Genomic DNA, 15,572 nt, shown 5'->3' on the forward strand with positions numbered 1-15,572 from the left:
TTAAACCCTGCCTGCCTGTTATAAACGCGAAAGCGCATTTTCTGGTAGCGGACGCGCTACATAATGCCCCGGACCAACTAACTGGAGTGATACGGGGGAAATCTCTTCGCCACGTTTACGAATATTGCTGGGGATATCGTCCGACAACAGCACACGCTGGGGCCGGTGATGGGATGGATCGGCGACCGGAACTGCCGCCATCAGCTTGCGAGTGTACGGATGTTGCGGATTTTCAAACACCGCCCGCCGGGTGCCTATCTCAACGATCTGCCCAAGATACATCACCGCCACACGGTGACTGATCCGTTCCACCACCGCCATATCGTGGGAAATAAACAGGTATGCGATACCCAATTCTCGCTGTAGGTCGAGCATCAGGTTGATGATTTGCCCACGAATTGAAACATCCAGCGCCGAGACAGATTCATCGGCAATAATCACTTTGGGATTGAGCGCCAATGCCCGTGCAATACAGATACGCTGACGCTGACCGCCGGAAAACTCGTGCGGATAGCGCCAGGCATGCTCAGGTAGCAAGCCTACACGTTCCAACAACCATGCAACCCGTTTTGATCCCGCATCGCCCTGCAATAACCCATGTACCCGTAGCGGCTCCAGAATGGAATATCCCACGGTCTGGCGCGGATCGAGCGAGGCATACGGATCCTGGAAGATAAACTGAATATCCCGACGCAGCGGCTGCAACTTGCTGGCAGCAAGGGTATCAATACGCTGTCCGTTGAAAATGATTTCCCCACGCTGAGACTCAACCAGACGCAGCAGCGCCCGCCCGGTGGTGGATTTCCCGCAGCCCGACTCCCCCACCAGTGAGAGCGTTTCTCCCGGCCACAGGTCAAAACTGACGTTTTCCACTGCATGCACCTCGCGAGTCACGCGATTTAGAATACCGCTGCGCAGAGGAAAACGCGTCACCAGATTGCGTACCCGTAGGATAGGCTCGCCTTCAACCACGGTGTCCTGCTCGGTTTGCGGTTCGACATGACTGGGATCGTGCAATGAAATGAGCGGGAAACGGCGCGGAAGCTCATGCCCGTTCATCGCCCCAAGCTGCGGCACGGCTGCCAACAGCGCTTTGGTATAGGGATGCTGGGGAGCGTGAAAAATTTGTTCAACGCTGCCGGTTTCTACCGCCTCGCCCTGATACATCACCAGCACGCGGTCAGCAATATCCGCCACAACGCCCATATCGTGGGTAATGAAGATCACTCCCATCGACATATCCTGCTGCAACACTTTTATCAGTTGCAGGATCTGCGCCTGAATGGTGACATCCAGCGCGGTCGTCGGCTCATCGGCAATTAAAACCGCAGGGCGACACGACAGTGCCATGGCAATCATCACCCGCTGGCGCATACCGCCGGAAAGCTGGTGTGGATAACGCGATAAAATCGCCTTCGCCTCGGGGATACGCACCTGATCGAGCATCCGCTTCGCTTCTACCATCGCCTCTTCATGGCTGGCGCCCTGGTGCAAGCGTATAGACTCAGCAATTTGCTCGCCCACGGTAAACACCGGATTGAGCGATGTCATAGGCTCCTGGAAGATCATCGCGATATCCGCACCGCGCACGTGACGCATTTGTGATGCGCTCTGTTCACCCAGCTCAATAACCTGCCGGTTGCGGCGTCGCAGCAGCATTTCATCGCAGCTTACCTCGCCGCCTGCTTGTTCAATCAGATGCATCAGCGACAAGGCCGTTACCGACTTTCCTGAACCGGACTCACCAACAATCGCCAGCGTTTCGCCACGCTTCAGGCGAAATGACAGATTACGCACTGCGCTGACACGTTGCTGTTCCTGTTCAAAGGCAATATTCAGATTGCTGACTGCCAGCACGTCGCTGGCATCAAGCTCATCACTGTGTGGCAACGCTATCTCCTTTTTCCCGATAAATACCGGTGGTTGGCGTATCGCCTGCATATCCCCAGGCGCGGTACATGCCTTCGCTATTAAACGGCAAGGCGACATTGCCCTCATGATCGATAGCAATTAAACCGCCACTGCCGCCAAGCGCCGGTAATTTTTCCATCACTACGCGTTCACACGCTTCGGATAAACTCAGGCCGCCATAGTCCATCAACGCCGCAATGTCATAGGCCGCCAGCGCACGAATAAAGACTTCCCCGGTTCCGGTGCAGGAGACTGCCACACTTGCGTTATTGGCATAACAGCCTGCGCCGACCAACGGACTGTCACCCACCCGCCCAGGTAATTTGTTGGTCATCCCCCCGGTCGATGTTGCGGCCGCCAGATTGCCAAACATATCTAACGCGACCGCCCCCACGGTACCCATTTTGTTGTTTTCATCCAGCGGGCTCGCGCTATGGTCCAGTACCGTTTCTCCCGCTGTTCGCGCCGCCAGTAGTTGAGCGTAGCGTTCTGGCGTCGAGAAAATATCCGCTGATACGCGCTCCATACCCTGCGCAATGGCAAAGTTTTCAGCCCCTTCACCGATCATCATGACGTGTGGGCTGTGTTCCATTACCAGGCGCGCCGCGAGAATCGGATTGCGTAAATGGCTGACTCCGGCGACGGCTCCCGCATTCAGCGTGTTACCGTCCATCACGCAGGCATCCAGTTCATGGGTTTCATCACGGGTATACACCGCGCCAATTCCGGCATTAAACAACGGACACTCTTCCAGTAAGCGCACGGCTTCGGTCACCACATCCAGTGCGCTACGACCGTCTTCAAGCATCCGCTGGCCGGTTTCAACGATATCCGACAGCGCCTGTATATAACGCAACTCTTGCTCCTGACTCAGCTGCGAACGGGTGATAGCCCCTGCGCCGCCGTGAATTGCAATGACTGCTTTACCCATTTTTTTCGTCCATTAGGTGGCAGGTACCGGGGTTATAAATATCAGAATTTCTGTGACTTATTGATTCGATTTTTGAATATAGAAAGATGCAGACGTCATGTAAAGGTAAAGGCCCGTACCTCACGCCCCATCCCATCAGGTTATTTAGATGAGTTAAACAGAAAGAGTATCTTCCAACATCGTTGAATATATTATTCAAGCCGATCGGCAATCTGTTTTTTTGCATAAAACACAAAGCGTTCAACAGATGGCATAGACGCAGCCCAGTTCTTTTTGGTTAACCCCAGGTATTCCGCACGTGCGGCTTGCAGCGTATCAGCATACTCATCGGGTAATTGCGGTATAAGCCAGGAGGCGGCTTCATCTTTAGCGACAATATTGCCCGTAACTACGCTGTACCAAATACGCGCCAGAGTAAGGATGATATTTCGCTCGTCACCCTCTAAATCGCCCGGTTTCTGCCACATATCAAGGATATGCCGAAACGTTTGCACGACATCGCTAAAAGGGATGACGTTGAATAACGTCTCAGCGGGTTCACCGAACAACGCTACGCTGACGCGCCGGGCCTGGGTCAGCAGGATGGACAGATCAGGATCCACCTGTCTCGGTTCAAAAATTCCCGCGCGAATATCGTCACGCAACCATTCGCCAAATTGCATTTCTCTTGACGGTGGGAATTGCCACGGCACAAGTTGTGAATAGACCACGATGGTCACTTCCAGCGCCCGATAGCTATCAACGCTGCCAGGCGGTGCTGATATTTCCAGAAACCCCTGCATCAGATCTTTTATTTGCCGGGTATTCAGTGGCTGCCTAATGGTAACCAGTAAATCGATATCGCTTTGGGGCTTTAAGCCACCTTCAACAGCAGAGCCATACAAATGAACAGCAACCAGGTCGCCCTCGATAATCCGCGCAATCAGTGCACTGGCGGCATTCACCTGTTGTCGAATTGAATTCGGGATAGTCGCAGCCATTTAGCCTCCTGGAAAAAAGCAGAAATAATGAGTCTATACTGCATTTTTCCTATAGCGCTATTCTCTGGCAGAAAACCTGTCTCAGATCGGATCCTAAGCCTGAGGTAGCATACTGTCCGCGTCCATTTTCTGACATAATGAGCGGATTCGATTTTGCCCCGCAGGAGTCTTCTCATGGAATTTACCGCCGGACTGATGCCGCTTGAAACGGCTCTCTCTCAGATGCTTTCGCGTATTACCCCACTCACCGCCGTCGAAACGCTGCCGTTGGTTCAATGCTTTGGCCGCATTCTGGCCACCGACGTCATCTCCCCGATTGATGTGCCGGGATTCGATAACTCGGCAATGGATGGCTATGCGGTGCGATTAGCCGATTTACAATCAGACCAGCCTCTTGCGGTGGCTGGCAAAGCCTTTGCTGGTCAACCATTCCACGGCGAGTGGCCTGCGGGAACCTGCATCCGCATTATGACCGGTGCCCCGGTGCCTGCCGGTTGTGAAGCGGTGGTGATGCAGGAGCAAACGGAACAAACTGACGACGGTGTACGTTTTACCGCCGAGGTCCGCAGCGGACAAAATATTCGTCTGCGCGGTGAAGATATCGCAAACGGCGCGGTGGTATTCCCTACCGGAACTCGTCTGACAACTGCCGAGCTTCCTGTTCTGGCCTCGCTCGGCATTGCCGAAGTACCGGTCGTTCGCAAAGTTCGCGTGGCGTTGTTCTCCACCGGTGATGAGCTGCAACTGCCGGGTCAACCGCTGGGCGACGGGCAGATTTATGACACAAACCGTCTGACCGTTCACCTGATGCTGCAGCAGCTGGGCTGCGAAGTGATCAACTTAGGAATTATTCGCGACGATCCAAACGCGCTGCGAGCCGCATTTATCGAAGCCGACAGCCAGGCCGACGTCGTCATCAGCTCTGGCGGCGTTTCGGTAGGCGAAGCGGATTACACCAAAACCATTCTGGAAGAGCTGGGAGAAATTGCCTTCTGGAAGCTGGCCATCAAACCCGGTAAACCGTTCGCGTTTGGTAAACTGAGCAACAGCTGGTTTTGCGGCCTGCCGGGTAATCCGGTTTCTGCGGCCCTCACCTTTTATCAACTGGTGCAACCGCTGCTGGCGAAACTCAGCGGAAACACCGCCTGTGGGTTACCTCCGCGCCAGCGCGTGCGCACAGCCTCACGCCTGAAGAAAACGCCAGGGCGTCTGGATTTTCAACGTGGTGTATTGCAGCGTACCGCGGAAGGCGAACTGGAAGTCACCACCACCGGACACCAGGGCTCGCATATTTTTAGCTCCTTTAGCCAGGGCAACTGCTTTATCGTGCTGGAGTGCGATCGCGGTAACGTTGAGGCCGGAGAATGGGTTGAGGTCGAGCCGTTTAACGCACTGTTTGGAGGCCTGTAATGGCGGAACTCAGCGACCAGGAGATGATGCGCTATAACCGGCAAATCATTCTGCGCGGCTTCGATTTCGAAGGTCAGGAAGCGCTCAAAGATGCGCGGGTACTGGTCGTTGGTCTGGGGGGACTGGGATGCGCAGCAACTCAGTACCTTGCGGGCGCTGGCGTCGGACATTTAACCCTGCTCGACTTTGACACGGTCTCCGTGTCGAACCTCCAACGCCAGACGCTGCACAGCGATGCAACCGTCGGGCAACCCAAAGTGCTATCCGCCCGTGACGCGCTAGCGCGGATTAACCCTTATATCGCCATTACGCCGGTGAATGCGCTGCTTGACGATAGCGAGATTCACGCGCTTATTGCCGAACACGATTTGGTGCTGGACTGTACGGATAACGTCAGCATCCGCAATCAGCTGAATGCCGGATGTTTTGCCGCCAGAGTCCCGCTGGTTTCCGGTGCAGCTATTCGCATGGAAGGACAAATTACCGTATTTACATACCAGGACGGTGAGCCCTGCTACCGTTGCCTGAGTCGTCTGTTCGGTGAAAATGCCCTGACCTGCGTAGAAGCCGGAGTGATGGCCCCGCTGATCGGCGTGATCGGATCGTTACAGGCGATGGAAGCCATTAAGCTACTGGCAAACTACGGTAAACCGGCATCCGGAAAAATCGTCATGTACGATGCCATGACCTGCCAGTTTCGCGAAATGAAGCTGATGCGCAACCCGGGATGTGAGGTTTGCGGGCAGTAAAAAAGTCGGGTGGCGGCTTCGCCTTACCCGACCTACAACGGCTCCAACGTAGGCCGGGTAAGCGTTAGCACCACCCGGCAACAGCATCAGATCGACGTGCGACCGAATGCGCTCTGCCAGTCGTGCTCAAACTTCGCGACGGCAGCATCAACCGCCGGAGAGCTAATCATCTGCTGAGCAACGTCCAGCGGTAGCGTGATGGACTCGCAGCCCGCCAGTAGACAATCCAGTGCCTGACGCGGTGTTTTAAAACTGGCTGCCAGTACTTTGGCGTGCGGGGCATGCATTTTCAGTAACGTCTGCAGGTCGGCCACCGTCTGAATGCCATCCCCTCCTTGCGCATCCACGCGGTTAACGTATGGCGCAACGTATTCCGCACCCGCCAGAGCAGCCAATAACCCTTGAGCTGCACCGTATACCGCAGTACCTAACGTCGGGATCCCTTCTTCTTTCAGCAATTTTATAGCCGCCAGACCTTCTGCTGTCACCGGCACTTTGACCACGATATCAGCAATGATTGCCCGCAGCTTACGCGCATCGCTGACCATCCCTTCGGCGGTGGTCGCCATTACCTGAGCAAACAGACGCCCTTGCCCTCCCATCGCTTCCTGCAGTTGCGGCAGTAGTACTTCCAGCGTCTGGTTCCCTGCCGCCACAATGCTCGGGTTAGTGGTCACCCCTGCCAGCGGGAAAATGCGCGCCAGAGCTTTTACCGCATCAACATCAGACGTATCTAAATAGAGTTCCATAACCTTTCCTCAAACGAATAATTAGCATGAATAAAAGGTAGCACGGCGAAACCTCACGGTTAGTTGACGTATGTCAATATAACTTTCATTCGAAAGTAATTTAATCTTTATACGAAAGAAAAGAGGTCGCTTATGATTTTCAATATCCAGCGCTACTCCACGCATGATGGCCCCGGTATTCGTACCGTGGTGTTCCTTAAGGGATGCTCCCTGGGCTGTCGGTGGTGCCAGAATCCGGAAAGCCGCGCCCGCACGCAGGACCTGCTTTATGACGCGCGTTTGTGCCTCGACGGTTGCGATCTCTGTGCTCAGGCTGCACCCGCGGTGATTGAACGGGCGCTGGGCGGATTACTTATTCATCGCGAAAAACTGACCGATGACGCTCTCACCGTACTGACCGACTGCTGTCCGACTCAGGCGTTAACCGTTTGCGGAGAGGTAAAAAGCGTGGACGATATCATGGCGACCGTATTGCGAGATAAACCGTTTTACGACCGCAGTGGCGGAGGCCTCACCCTGTCCGGCGGTGAACCGTTTATGCAGCCAGAGCTGGCAGCTGCTTTGCTCAAAGCCAGCCACGACGCAGGCATTCATACCGCGGTGGAAACCTGTTTGCATGTCCCGTGGAAGTATATTGAACCATCATTACCTGACGTCGATCTGTTTCTGGCAGATCTAAAACACGTTGCAGATGCGCCGTTTAAACAATGGACCGATGGCAGTGCCTCTCGCGTACTGGAAAATCTAAAAAAACTGGCTGCCGCCGGTAAAAAAATGATTATCCGCGTACCGCTGATTCAGGGATTCAACGCAGACGAAGCCGCTATTCAGGCCATTACCGATTTTGCCGCCGATGAGCTTCACGTCGGTGAGATCCATTTCTTGCCCTACCACACCCTTGGCATCAACAAATACCACTTACTCAGTCAACCCTACAACGCACCGGATAAACCGCTTGATGCGCCAGCACTGCTCGAATTTGCCCAGCAGTACGCCAGCCTTAAAGGTTTAACCGCGACCCTACGAGGATAATCGCCATGACCACTCTGAAACTGGACACACTCAGCGACCGTATCAAAGCGCATAAAACGGCCCTGATCCACATCGTGAAACCACCGGTTTGTACCGAGCGCGCCCAGCACTATACCGAGATGTATCAGCAACACCTGGATAAGCCTATCCCGGTACGTCGTGCACTGGCACTAGCTCATCATCTGGCGGAACGCACCATCTGGATCAAACATGACGAACTGATCATTGGTAACCAGGCAAGCGAAGTGCGTGCCGCGCCTATTTTCCCGGAATACACCGTCTCCTGGATTGAAAAAGAGATCGACGACCTCGCCGACAGACCGGGCGCAGGCTTTGCGGTAAGCGAAGAGAACAAACGTGTATTGCATGAGGTGTGCCCATGGTGGCGTGGTCAGACCGTGCAGGATCGCTGCTACGGGATGTTCACTGATGAGCAGAAAGGGCTGCTGGAAACCGGCATTATCAAAGCCGAAGGTAACATGACCTCCGGCGACGCACACCTGGCGGTAAACTTCCCGCTGCTGCTGGAAAAAGGTCTCGACGGCCTGCGTCACAAAGTCGATGAACGTCGCTCCCGCATCAATCTGACATGTCTGGAAGACCTCCATGGCGATCAGTTCCTGAAAGCGATTGATATCGTGCTGGAAGCCGTCAGCCTTCACATTGAGCGCTTTGCCGCGCTGGCGCGTAAAATGGCGTCCATGGAAACCCGCACCAGCCGTCGAGATGAACTGCTGACCATGGCGGAAAACTGCGATGTGATCGCCCATGAGCCGCCAAAAACGTTCTGGCAGGCATTGCAGTTGTGCTATTTCATCCAGTTGATCCTGCAAATTGAATCAAACGGTCACTCGGTGTCGTTTGGTCGTATGGATCAATACCTCTACCCGTTCTATCGTCGCGACGTCGAGTTGAACCAGAGTCTTGATCGTGAGCACGCTATTGAACTGTTGCACAGCTGCTGGCTGAAACTGCTGGAAGTGAACAAAATCCGTTCCGGCTCCCATTCGAAAGCCTCGGCGGGCAGTCCGCTGTATCAGAACGTGACCATTGGTGGTCAAAACCTGGTCAACGGCCAGCCGATGGATGCCGTCAACCCGCTCTCCTACGCGATTCTGGAGTCCTGCGGCCGTCTGCGTTCTACGCAGCCAAACCTGAGCGTGCGTTATCACGCGGGGATGAGTAATGACTTCCTTGATGCCTGCGTGCAGGTGATCCGCTGCGGTGTCGGGATGCCAGCCTTTAACAACGATGAAATCGTCATACCGGAATTCATTAAGTTGGGCATTGAACCGCAGGATGCCTATGACTATGCGGCCATTGGGTGTATCGAAACCGCAGTCGGCGGGAAATGGGGCTACCGTTGCACCGGCATGAGCTTTATTAACTTTGCCCGCGTGATGCTGGCGGCACTGGAAGGTGGGCGTGATGCCACCAGTGGCAAAGTCTTTCTGCCACAGGAAAAAGCGCTCTCGGCTGGTAACTTCAACAATTTCGACGAAGTGATGGATGCCTGGGATACGCAAATCCGCTACTACACGCGTAAATCCATAGAAATTGAGTATGTCGTCGACACCATGCTGGAAGAGAACGTGCACGATATTCTGTGTTCCGCGCTGGTAGACGACTGCATTGAACGGGCGAAAAGCATTAAGCAAGGCGGCGCGAAGTATGACTGGGTATCGGGTTTGCAGGTGGGTATTGCCAACCTCGGTAACAGCCTGGCAGCAGTGAAGAAACTGGTCTTTGAACAGGGCGCTATTGGTCAACAACAGCTGGCCGCCGCGCTGGCCAATGATTTTGACGGTCTGACCCATGAGCAGTTACGCCAACGACTGATCAACGGCGCGCCGAAATATGGCAACGATGACGATAGCGTTGATACGCTGCTGGCCCGCGCTTATCAGACCTATATTGATGAACTGAAACAGTATCATAATCCGCGTTACGGACGTGGCCCGGTTGGCGGCAATTACTACGCCGGGACCTCATCTATTTCGGCAAACGTGCCGTTTGGCGCAGCAACGATGGCAACGCCGGATGGCCGTAAAGCACACACTCCGCTGGCAGAAGGCGCAAGCCCGGCCTCCGGTACGGACCATCTCGGCCCAACGGCGGTAATTGGTTCGGTGGGTAAACTGCCGACCGGTTCGATTCTCGGCGGCGTGCTGTTAAATCAGAAGCTCAACCCGGCCACGCTGGAAAATGAATCCGATAAGCAAAAGCTGATGATCCTGCTGCGTACCTTCTTCGAAGAGCACAAAGGCTGGCATATTCAGTACAACATTGTCTCCCGTGAAACGCTGCTGGAAGCCAAAAAACACCCGGATCAATATCGTGACCTGGTGGTCCGTGTAGCAGGTTATTCCGCCTTTTTCACTGCGCTTTCTCCGGATGCGCAAGACGACATCATCGCGCGTACTGAACATATGCTGTAAACAATATTGTCGGCCGGATGAGATTCCACACCGCCATCCGGCACGCCACCCTCCCCATTGCCGGATACGCTGACGCTTATCCGGCCTACAACGATTCTTCCCGTAGCCGGGTAAGGCGAAGCTACCATCCGGCTTTTTACTTTCATTCGAAATTAAATTTGTGCTACAGGTCACATTGTTATTAGAATGTTTCTGGTTGCAGTAATCGCCAGGAGCCTATCTTTATGACCATCAAAGTTATCGTCACCGATATGGACGGAACTTTTCTCGACGACGCCAAGAAATACGATCGTGCACGTTTTATGGCGCAGTATCTGGAACTGAAAAAACGAAATATCGAATTTGTCGTGGCCAGCGGTAACCAGTATTACCAGCTGATCTCCTTTTTCCCGGAGCTCAAAGAGGAAATTTCTTTTGTCGCTGAGAACGGGGCTTTGGTCTTTGAACATGGCAAACAGCTGTTTCACGGCGAGCTTACCCGCCACGAATCCCGTATTGTCATTGGTGAACTACTAAAAGATAAGCAGCTCAACTTTGTGGCTTGTGGGCTGCAAAGCGCTTACGTTAGCGAAAATGCGCCGGAGTCCTTTGTCGCATTGATGTCAAAACACTACCATCGCCTGAAACCCGTAAAGGATTATCAGGATATCGATGATGTGCTGTTCAAGTTCTCGCTAAATTTACCGGACCAACAAATCCCATTGGTTATCGATCACCTGCATGCTGCGCTGGACGGCATTATGAAGCCCGTCACCAGCGGCTTCGGGTTTATCGATCTGATCATTCCGGGCCTACATAAAGCCAACGGGATCAGCCGCCTGCTTAAACGCTGGAACCTGTCACCGCAAAACGTAGTCGCCATTGGCGATAGCGGAAACGACGCGGAAATGCTGAAAATGGCGCACTACTCTTTCGCCATGGCCAACGCGGCAGAGAATATCAAAGCGATTGCTCGCTATCAGACCGACGACAATAACCATCAGGGCGCGCTGAACGTAATTCAGGCTGTGCTGGATAACACCTCCCCTTTTAACGTCTAATCCTGCCAACCGGGGTATCCCTCATCCCGGTTTTCACTCTTTTTCTATTTTGCTCACTCCATCAAGTTTTAAACTTGCGTTAACTAAATTTTAACTTATATTATCATCTGTAAGTTAGTTAAGTTTCGAATGAAAGTTAATGCGAGGTGGATATGGCTTTTACTTTTACCAGCGACACGCTGCCTGCCGATCACAAAGCGGCAATCCGGCAGATGAAACAGCAACTGCGGGCACAGCTTGGGGATGTTCAGTTAATCTTCAATCAGTTGAGCGATGCTATCGCCACCCGCGTGGCGGAAATCAACGCCCTCAAAGCGCAAGGTGCCCCAGTGTGGCCAGTGATATCTTATGCTGATATCAAAGCAGGCCACGTAAGTGCAGAGCAGCGTGAAGAAATTAAGCGTCGCGGATGCGCAGTCATTAAAGGTCATTTCCCTCGCGAACAGGCTCTCGGATGGGACAGCTCAATGCTGGACTATCTGGACCGCAACCACTTTGACGACGTCTATAAAGGACCCGGCGATAATTTCTTCGGTACTCTGAGCGCATCACGGCCTGAAATCTACCCCATCTACTGGTCCCAGGCGCAGATGCAGGCCCGCCAGAGTGAAGAAATGGCCAATGCACAGTCGTTCCTCAATCGTTTGTGGACCTTTACAAGCGAAGGTAAACAATGGTTTAACCCGGATATCAGCGTTATTTACCCTGACCGCATTCGCCGTCGACCGCCGGGAACCACGTCTAAAGGGCTGGGCGCGCATACGGATTCCGGCGCGCTGGAACGCTGGCTTCTTCCGGCATATCAGCAGGTCTTTGCTCATGTTTTCAATGGCAAGCTGGAAGATTACGATCCGTGGCAGGCGGCGCATCGCACTGAGGTAGAAGAGTACACGGTGGATAACACCACCAAATGTTCGGTATTCCGTACCTTCCAGGGCTGGACTGCACTGTCCGATATGCTGCCAGGTCAGGGATTGTTGCATGTGGTCCCGATCCCTGAAGCGATGGCGTATGTGCTGTTACGCCCATTGCTTGACGATGTGCCGGAAGATGAACTTTGCGGCGTCGCGCCCGGCCGGGTGCTGCCGATTTCCACGCAATGGCATCCTCTGCTGATTGAAGCGTTAACCAGCATTCCACAACTGGACGCCGGAGACTCCGTCTGGTGGCATTGTGATGTGATTCACTCCGTCGCACCGGTGGAAAATCAGCAGGGTTGGGGTAACGTGATGTACATTCCTGCCGCACCGATGTGCGAAAAGAATCTGGCCTACGCCCACAAAGTGAAGGCCGCGCTGGAAAAAGGTGCATCACCGGGTGATTTTCCACGGGAGGATTATGAAACTAACTGGGAAGGACGCTTCACGCTGGAGGATTTGAATATCCACGGTAAACGCGCGCTGGGGATTGTTTAATTTTATATCCCCTTATCCCTAAGTATCTCGTGTTACAGGTGCAACCATCACACCTGTAACACGAGAACGACGGGAGACTTATTCGACGCCTTTACTACGCAGGTAATCTTCGTAGTTACCGGTGAAGTCGATTACGCGTTCCGGCGTAATTTCAATCACGCGGGTTGCCAGCGAGCTGACGAACTCACGGTCATGAGAAACGAAGATCAGCGTGCCCTGGTACATTTCCAGCGCCATGTTCAGCGACTCGATAGACTCCATATCCAGGTGGTTGGTCGGTTCATCCATAACCAGGATATTCGGTTTCTGCATCATCAGCTTACCGAACAGCATGCGTCCTTTTTCACCACCGGAGAGGACTTTTGCAGGTTTCTTGATATCGTCCTGGCTGAACAGCAGACGACCAAGGAAGCTACGTACTACCTGCTCATCATCGCCTTCCTGCTTCCACTGACTCATCCATTCGAAAACGGTCAGATCGTTTTCGAACTCGTATTCATGATCCTGCGCGTAGTAACCGACCTGGGCGTTTTCAGACCACTTAACGGTACCGTTGTCCGGCTGTAAGTCGCCAACCAACGTTTTCAGCATAGTGGATTTACCCACGCCGTTGGCACCAATGATGGCAACCTTCTCCCCTACTTCCAGCAGCAGGTTGAAGTTTTTAAACAGCGGGCCTTCATCAAAACCTTTCGCCAGCGCTTCCACTTCCAGCGCGTTACGGAACAGTTTCTTATCCTGTTCGAAGCGGATGAACGGGTTCTGACGGCTGGACGCTTTCACTTCGTCGAGCTTAATCTTATCAATCTGACGCGCACGAGAAGTCGCCTGTCGAGATTTAGACGCGTTGGCGCTAAAGCGGCTGACGAAGGATTGCAGATCGGCAATCTGTGCTTTCTTCTTGGCGTTATCGGCCAGCAGACGTTCACGCGCCTGGGTTGCCGCCGTCATGTATTCGTCGTAGTTACCCGGATAAACACGCAGTTCGCCGTAGTCCAGATCCGCCATGTGCGTACAGACCATGTTCAGGAAGTGACGGTCGTGTGAAATGATGATCATGGTGCTGTCACGCTCGTTCAGCGTCTGCTCCAGCCAACGGATGGTGTCGATATCCAGGTTGTTCGTTGGTTCGTCGAGCAGGAGAATGTCCGGGTTAGAGAACAGCGCCTGCGCCAGAAGCACACGCAGCTTCCAGCCGGGTGCGACTTCGCTCATCGGGCCGTAATGCTGTTCTACCGGAATACCTACACCCAGCAGCAGTTCACCCGCACGCGCTTCCGCAGAGTAGCCGTCCATTTCGCCATACTGAACTTCGAGGTCAGCAACTTTATAGCCGTCTTCTTCGCTCATCTCGGCCAGAGCGTAAATGCGATCGCGCTCCTGCTTCACTTCCCACAGTTCAGCGTGACCCATGATCACGGTGTCAAGCACGGTGAACTCTTCAAAGGCGAACTGATCCTGGCGCAGCTTACCAATGCGCTCGTTAGGATCGAGGGAAACGTTGCCCAGCGTCGGTTCGAGATCGCCGCCGAGAATTTTCATAAAAGTGGATTTACCGCTACCGTTCGCGCCAATCAGGCCGTAACGGTTGCCGCCGCCAAATTTGACGGAAATATTTTCAAACAGCGGCTTACTGCCGAACTGCATGGTGACGTTGCTGGAAACTAACACAGGCGTATCCTGAAAGAGAAAGAAATATGTGACAAACCGCTTATTATGCCATAAGTCTGCAAGAAGATCGCGTCTTCATGCGGAAGGGAAAAAGTGAAACCAAAAGGAAAAAAATGTGATTTAGTACACATCCGAATTCCTTGTTGCTCAGATTGCACATATAATGCGTGCCCAACACTACATAAATCTCAACCCACTAGCCTGCCTGGCACTGAATCTCGCATACATGAATATGAATATGAAATTAACAACGCTTTTCGCGGCGGCACTCGCAATAGTTGGTTTTTGTAATACCGCTTCAGCCGTCACGTACCCGCTGCCGACTGATGGTAGCCGTTTGATTGGCCAAAACCAGGTCATTACTATTCCTGAAGGCAACACCCAACCGCTGGAGTATTTTGCGGCAGAGTATCAGATGGGTCTGTCTAACATGCTGGAAGCCAACCCGGGCGTGGATACCTTCCTGCCGAAAGGCGGCACCGTGCTGAACATTCCTCAGCAGTTGATCCTGCCGGATACCGTGCATGAAGGTATTGTTATCAACAGCGCTGAAATGCGTCTGTACTACTACCCGAAAGGCACCAACACCGTAATTGTTCTGCCGATCGGTATCGGCCAGCTGGGCAAAGACACGCCAATCAACTGGACCACCAAAGTAGAACGTAAAAAAGCGGGCCCAACCTGGACGCCAACGGCGAAAATGCATGCGGAATACCGCGCTGCGGGCGAACCGCTGCCAGCCGTTGTTCCGGCAGGTCCGGATAACCCGATGGGACTGTACGCGCTATATATCGGTCGCCTGTATGCTATCCACGGCACCAATGCTAACTTCGGCGTAGGCTTACGCGTCAGCCACGGTTGCGTGCGTCTGCGTAACGACGACATCAAATTCCTGTTTGAAAATGTGCCAGTCGGCACCCGCGTACAGTTTATCGATGAGCCGGTAAAAGCCACTACCGAACCAGACGGCAGCCGTTACATCGAAGTACATAACCCACTGTCTACGACTGAAGCACAATTCGAAGGCGGAGAAATCGTACCGATTACCCTGACCAAGAGCATTACCAGCATCACCGGTCAGTCTGACGTCGATCAAGCCGTCGTTGAGCAGGCTGTACAGAACCGTTCAGGTATGCCGGTTCGTTTGAACTAATCTGCTATATATGCCCGATGGCGCTACGCTTATCGGGCCTACCAACGCAGTAGGCCGGATTAGGCGCCAGCCGCCATCCGGCACATCACATCA

At 53.5% G+C, this 15,572-nt stretch carries 12 protein-coding genes; 7 read left to right on the forward strand and 5 right to left on the reverse strand.

Translation table 11 applies throughout. The features are described from left to right. Window positions 1–18: 18 nt before the first annotated feature. From gsiA to OGY04_RS11015, 3 genes are all read right to left on the reverse strand, one after another. Entirely contained in the window at window positions 19–1,890 is a 1,872-nt protein-coding gene (gsiA, locus tag OGY04_RS11005) for a glutathione ABC transporter ATP-binding protein GsiA (protein WP_057067350.1), read from the reverse strand. Further along, a complete protein-coding gene (gene iaaA / locus OGY04_RS11010; RefSeq protein WP_003836974.1) occupies window positions 1,877–2,842 on the reverse strand; it encodes a beta-aspartyl-peptidase in 966 nt (321 codons plus the stop codon). The genes gsiA and iaaA overlap by 14 nt, the downstream gene beginning before the upstream one ends. Window positions 2,843–3,033: 191 nt before the next feature. Continuing rightward, entirely contained in the window at window positions 3,034–3,822 is a 789-nt protein-coding gene (locus tag OGY04_RS11015; RefSeq protein ID WP_286585297.1) for an aminoglycoside adenylyltransferase family protein, read from the reverse strand. 174 nt (window positions 3,823–3,996) lie between these two features. Here OGY04_RS11015 and moeA point away from each other — a divergent pair, with 174 nt between their 5' ends. Both moeA and moeB read left to right on the forward strand, forming a co-directional pair. After that, a complete protein-coding gene (gene moeA / locus OGY04_RS11020; protein WP_286585298.1) occupies window positions 3,997–5,232 on the forward strand; it encodes a molybdopterin molybdotransferase MoeA in 1,236 nt (411 codons plus the stop codon). Next, window positions 5,232–5,981, forward strand: a complete 750-nt coding sequence (moeB, locus tag OGY04_RS11025; RefSeq protein ID WP_057067348.1) for a molybdopterin-synthase adenylyltransferase MoeB — start codon at window positions 5,232–5,234, stop codon at window positions 5,979–5,981. The genes moeA and moeB overlap by 1 nt, the downstream gene beginning before the upstream one ends. A gap of 86 nt (window positions 5,982–6,067) precedes the next feature. On the opposite strand, the gene fsa is transcribed toward moeB, so the two are convergent. Next, the gene (gene fsa / locus OGY04_RS11030) at window positions 6,068–6,730 is read right to left on the reverse strand and encodes a fructose-6-phosphate aldolase (RefSeq protein ID WP_032942786.1); all 663 of its coding nucleotides are present in this window, start codon (window positions 6,728–6,730) and stop codon (window positions 6,068–6,070) included. Between the two features lie 132 nt (window positions 6,731–6,862). Between fsa and OGY04_RS11035 the strand changes: the two genes are divergently transcribed. The 4 genes from OGY04_RS11035 (at window position 6,863) to OGY04_RS11050 (ending at window position 12,655) form a co-directional block, all read left to right on the forward strand. After that, window positions 6,863–7,762: a glycyl-radical enzyme activating protein gene (locus OGY04_RS11035; protein WP_137377782.1), complete on the forward strand. Its 900-nt coding sequence runs from the start codon at window positions 6,863–6,865 to the stop codon at window positions 7,760–7,762. A gap of 5 nt (window positions 7,763–7,767) precedes the next feature. Then, window positions 7,768–10,200 carry a glycyl radical protein gene (locus tag OGY04_RS11040; protein ID WP_286585299.1) on the forward strand — a complete coding sequence of 811 codons (2,433 nt, stop codon included), beginning with the start codon at window positions 7,768–7,770 and terminating at the stop codon, window positions 10,198–10,200. Window positions 10,201–10,424: 224 nt separating this feature from the next. After that, entirely contained in the window at window positions 10,425–11,240 is an 816-nt protein-coding gene (locus tag OGY04_RS11045) for a Cof-type HAD-IIB family hydrolase (protein ID WP_032942782.1), read from the forward strand. 152 nt (window positions 11,241–11,392) lie between these two features. Next, a complete protein-coding gene (locus tag OGY04_RS11050) occupies window positions 11,393–12,655 on the forward strand; it encodes a DUF1479 domain-containing protein (RefSeq protein ID WP_103015135.1) in 1,263 nt (420 codons plus the stop codon). Window positions 12,656–12,733: 78 nt separating this feature from the next. Here the strand turns inward: OGY04_RS11050 and OGY04_RS11055 are convergent, their stop codons facing one another. Next, a complete protein-coding gene (locus OGY04_RS11055; RefSeq protein WP_008784214.1) occupies window positions 12,734–14,326 on the reverse strand; it encodes an ABC-F family ATPase in 1,593 nt (530 codons plus the stop codon). A gap of 232 nt (window positions 14,327–14,558) precedes the next feature. Here OGY04_RS11055 and ldtB point away from each other — a divergent pair, with 232 nt between their 5' ends. Then, window positions 14,559–15,479, forward strand: a complete 921-nt coding sequence (ldtB, locus tag OGY04_RS11060) for a L,D-transpeptidase (RefSeq protein ID WP_008784213.1) — start codon at window positions 14,559–14,561, stop codon at window positions 15,477–15,479. The last annotated feature ends 93 nt before the right edge of the window (window positions 15,480–15,572 follow it).

This window comes from Citrobacter sp. Cpo091 (genome assembly GCF_030332645.1).
In the GTDB taxonomy this organism is placed as follows: domain Bacteria; phylum Pseudomonadota; class Gammaproteobacteria; order Enterobacterales; family Enterobacteriaceae; genus Citrobacter; species Citrobacter portucalensis.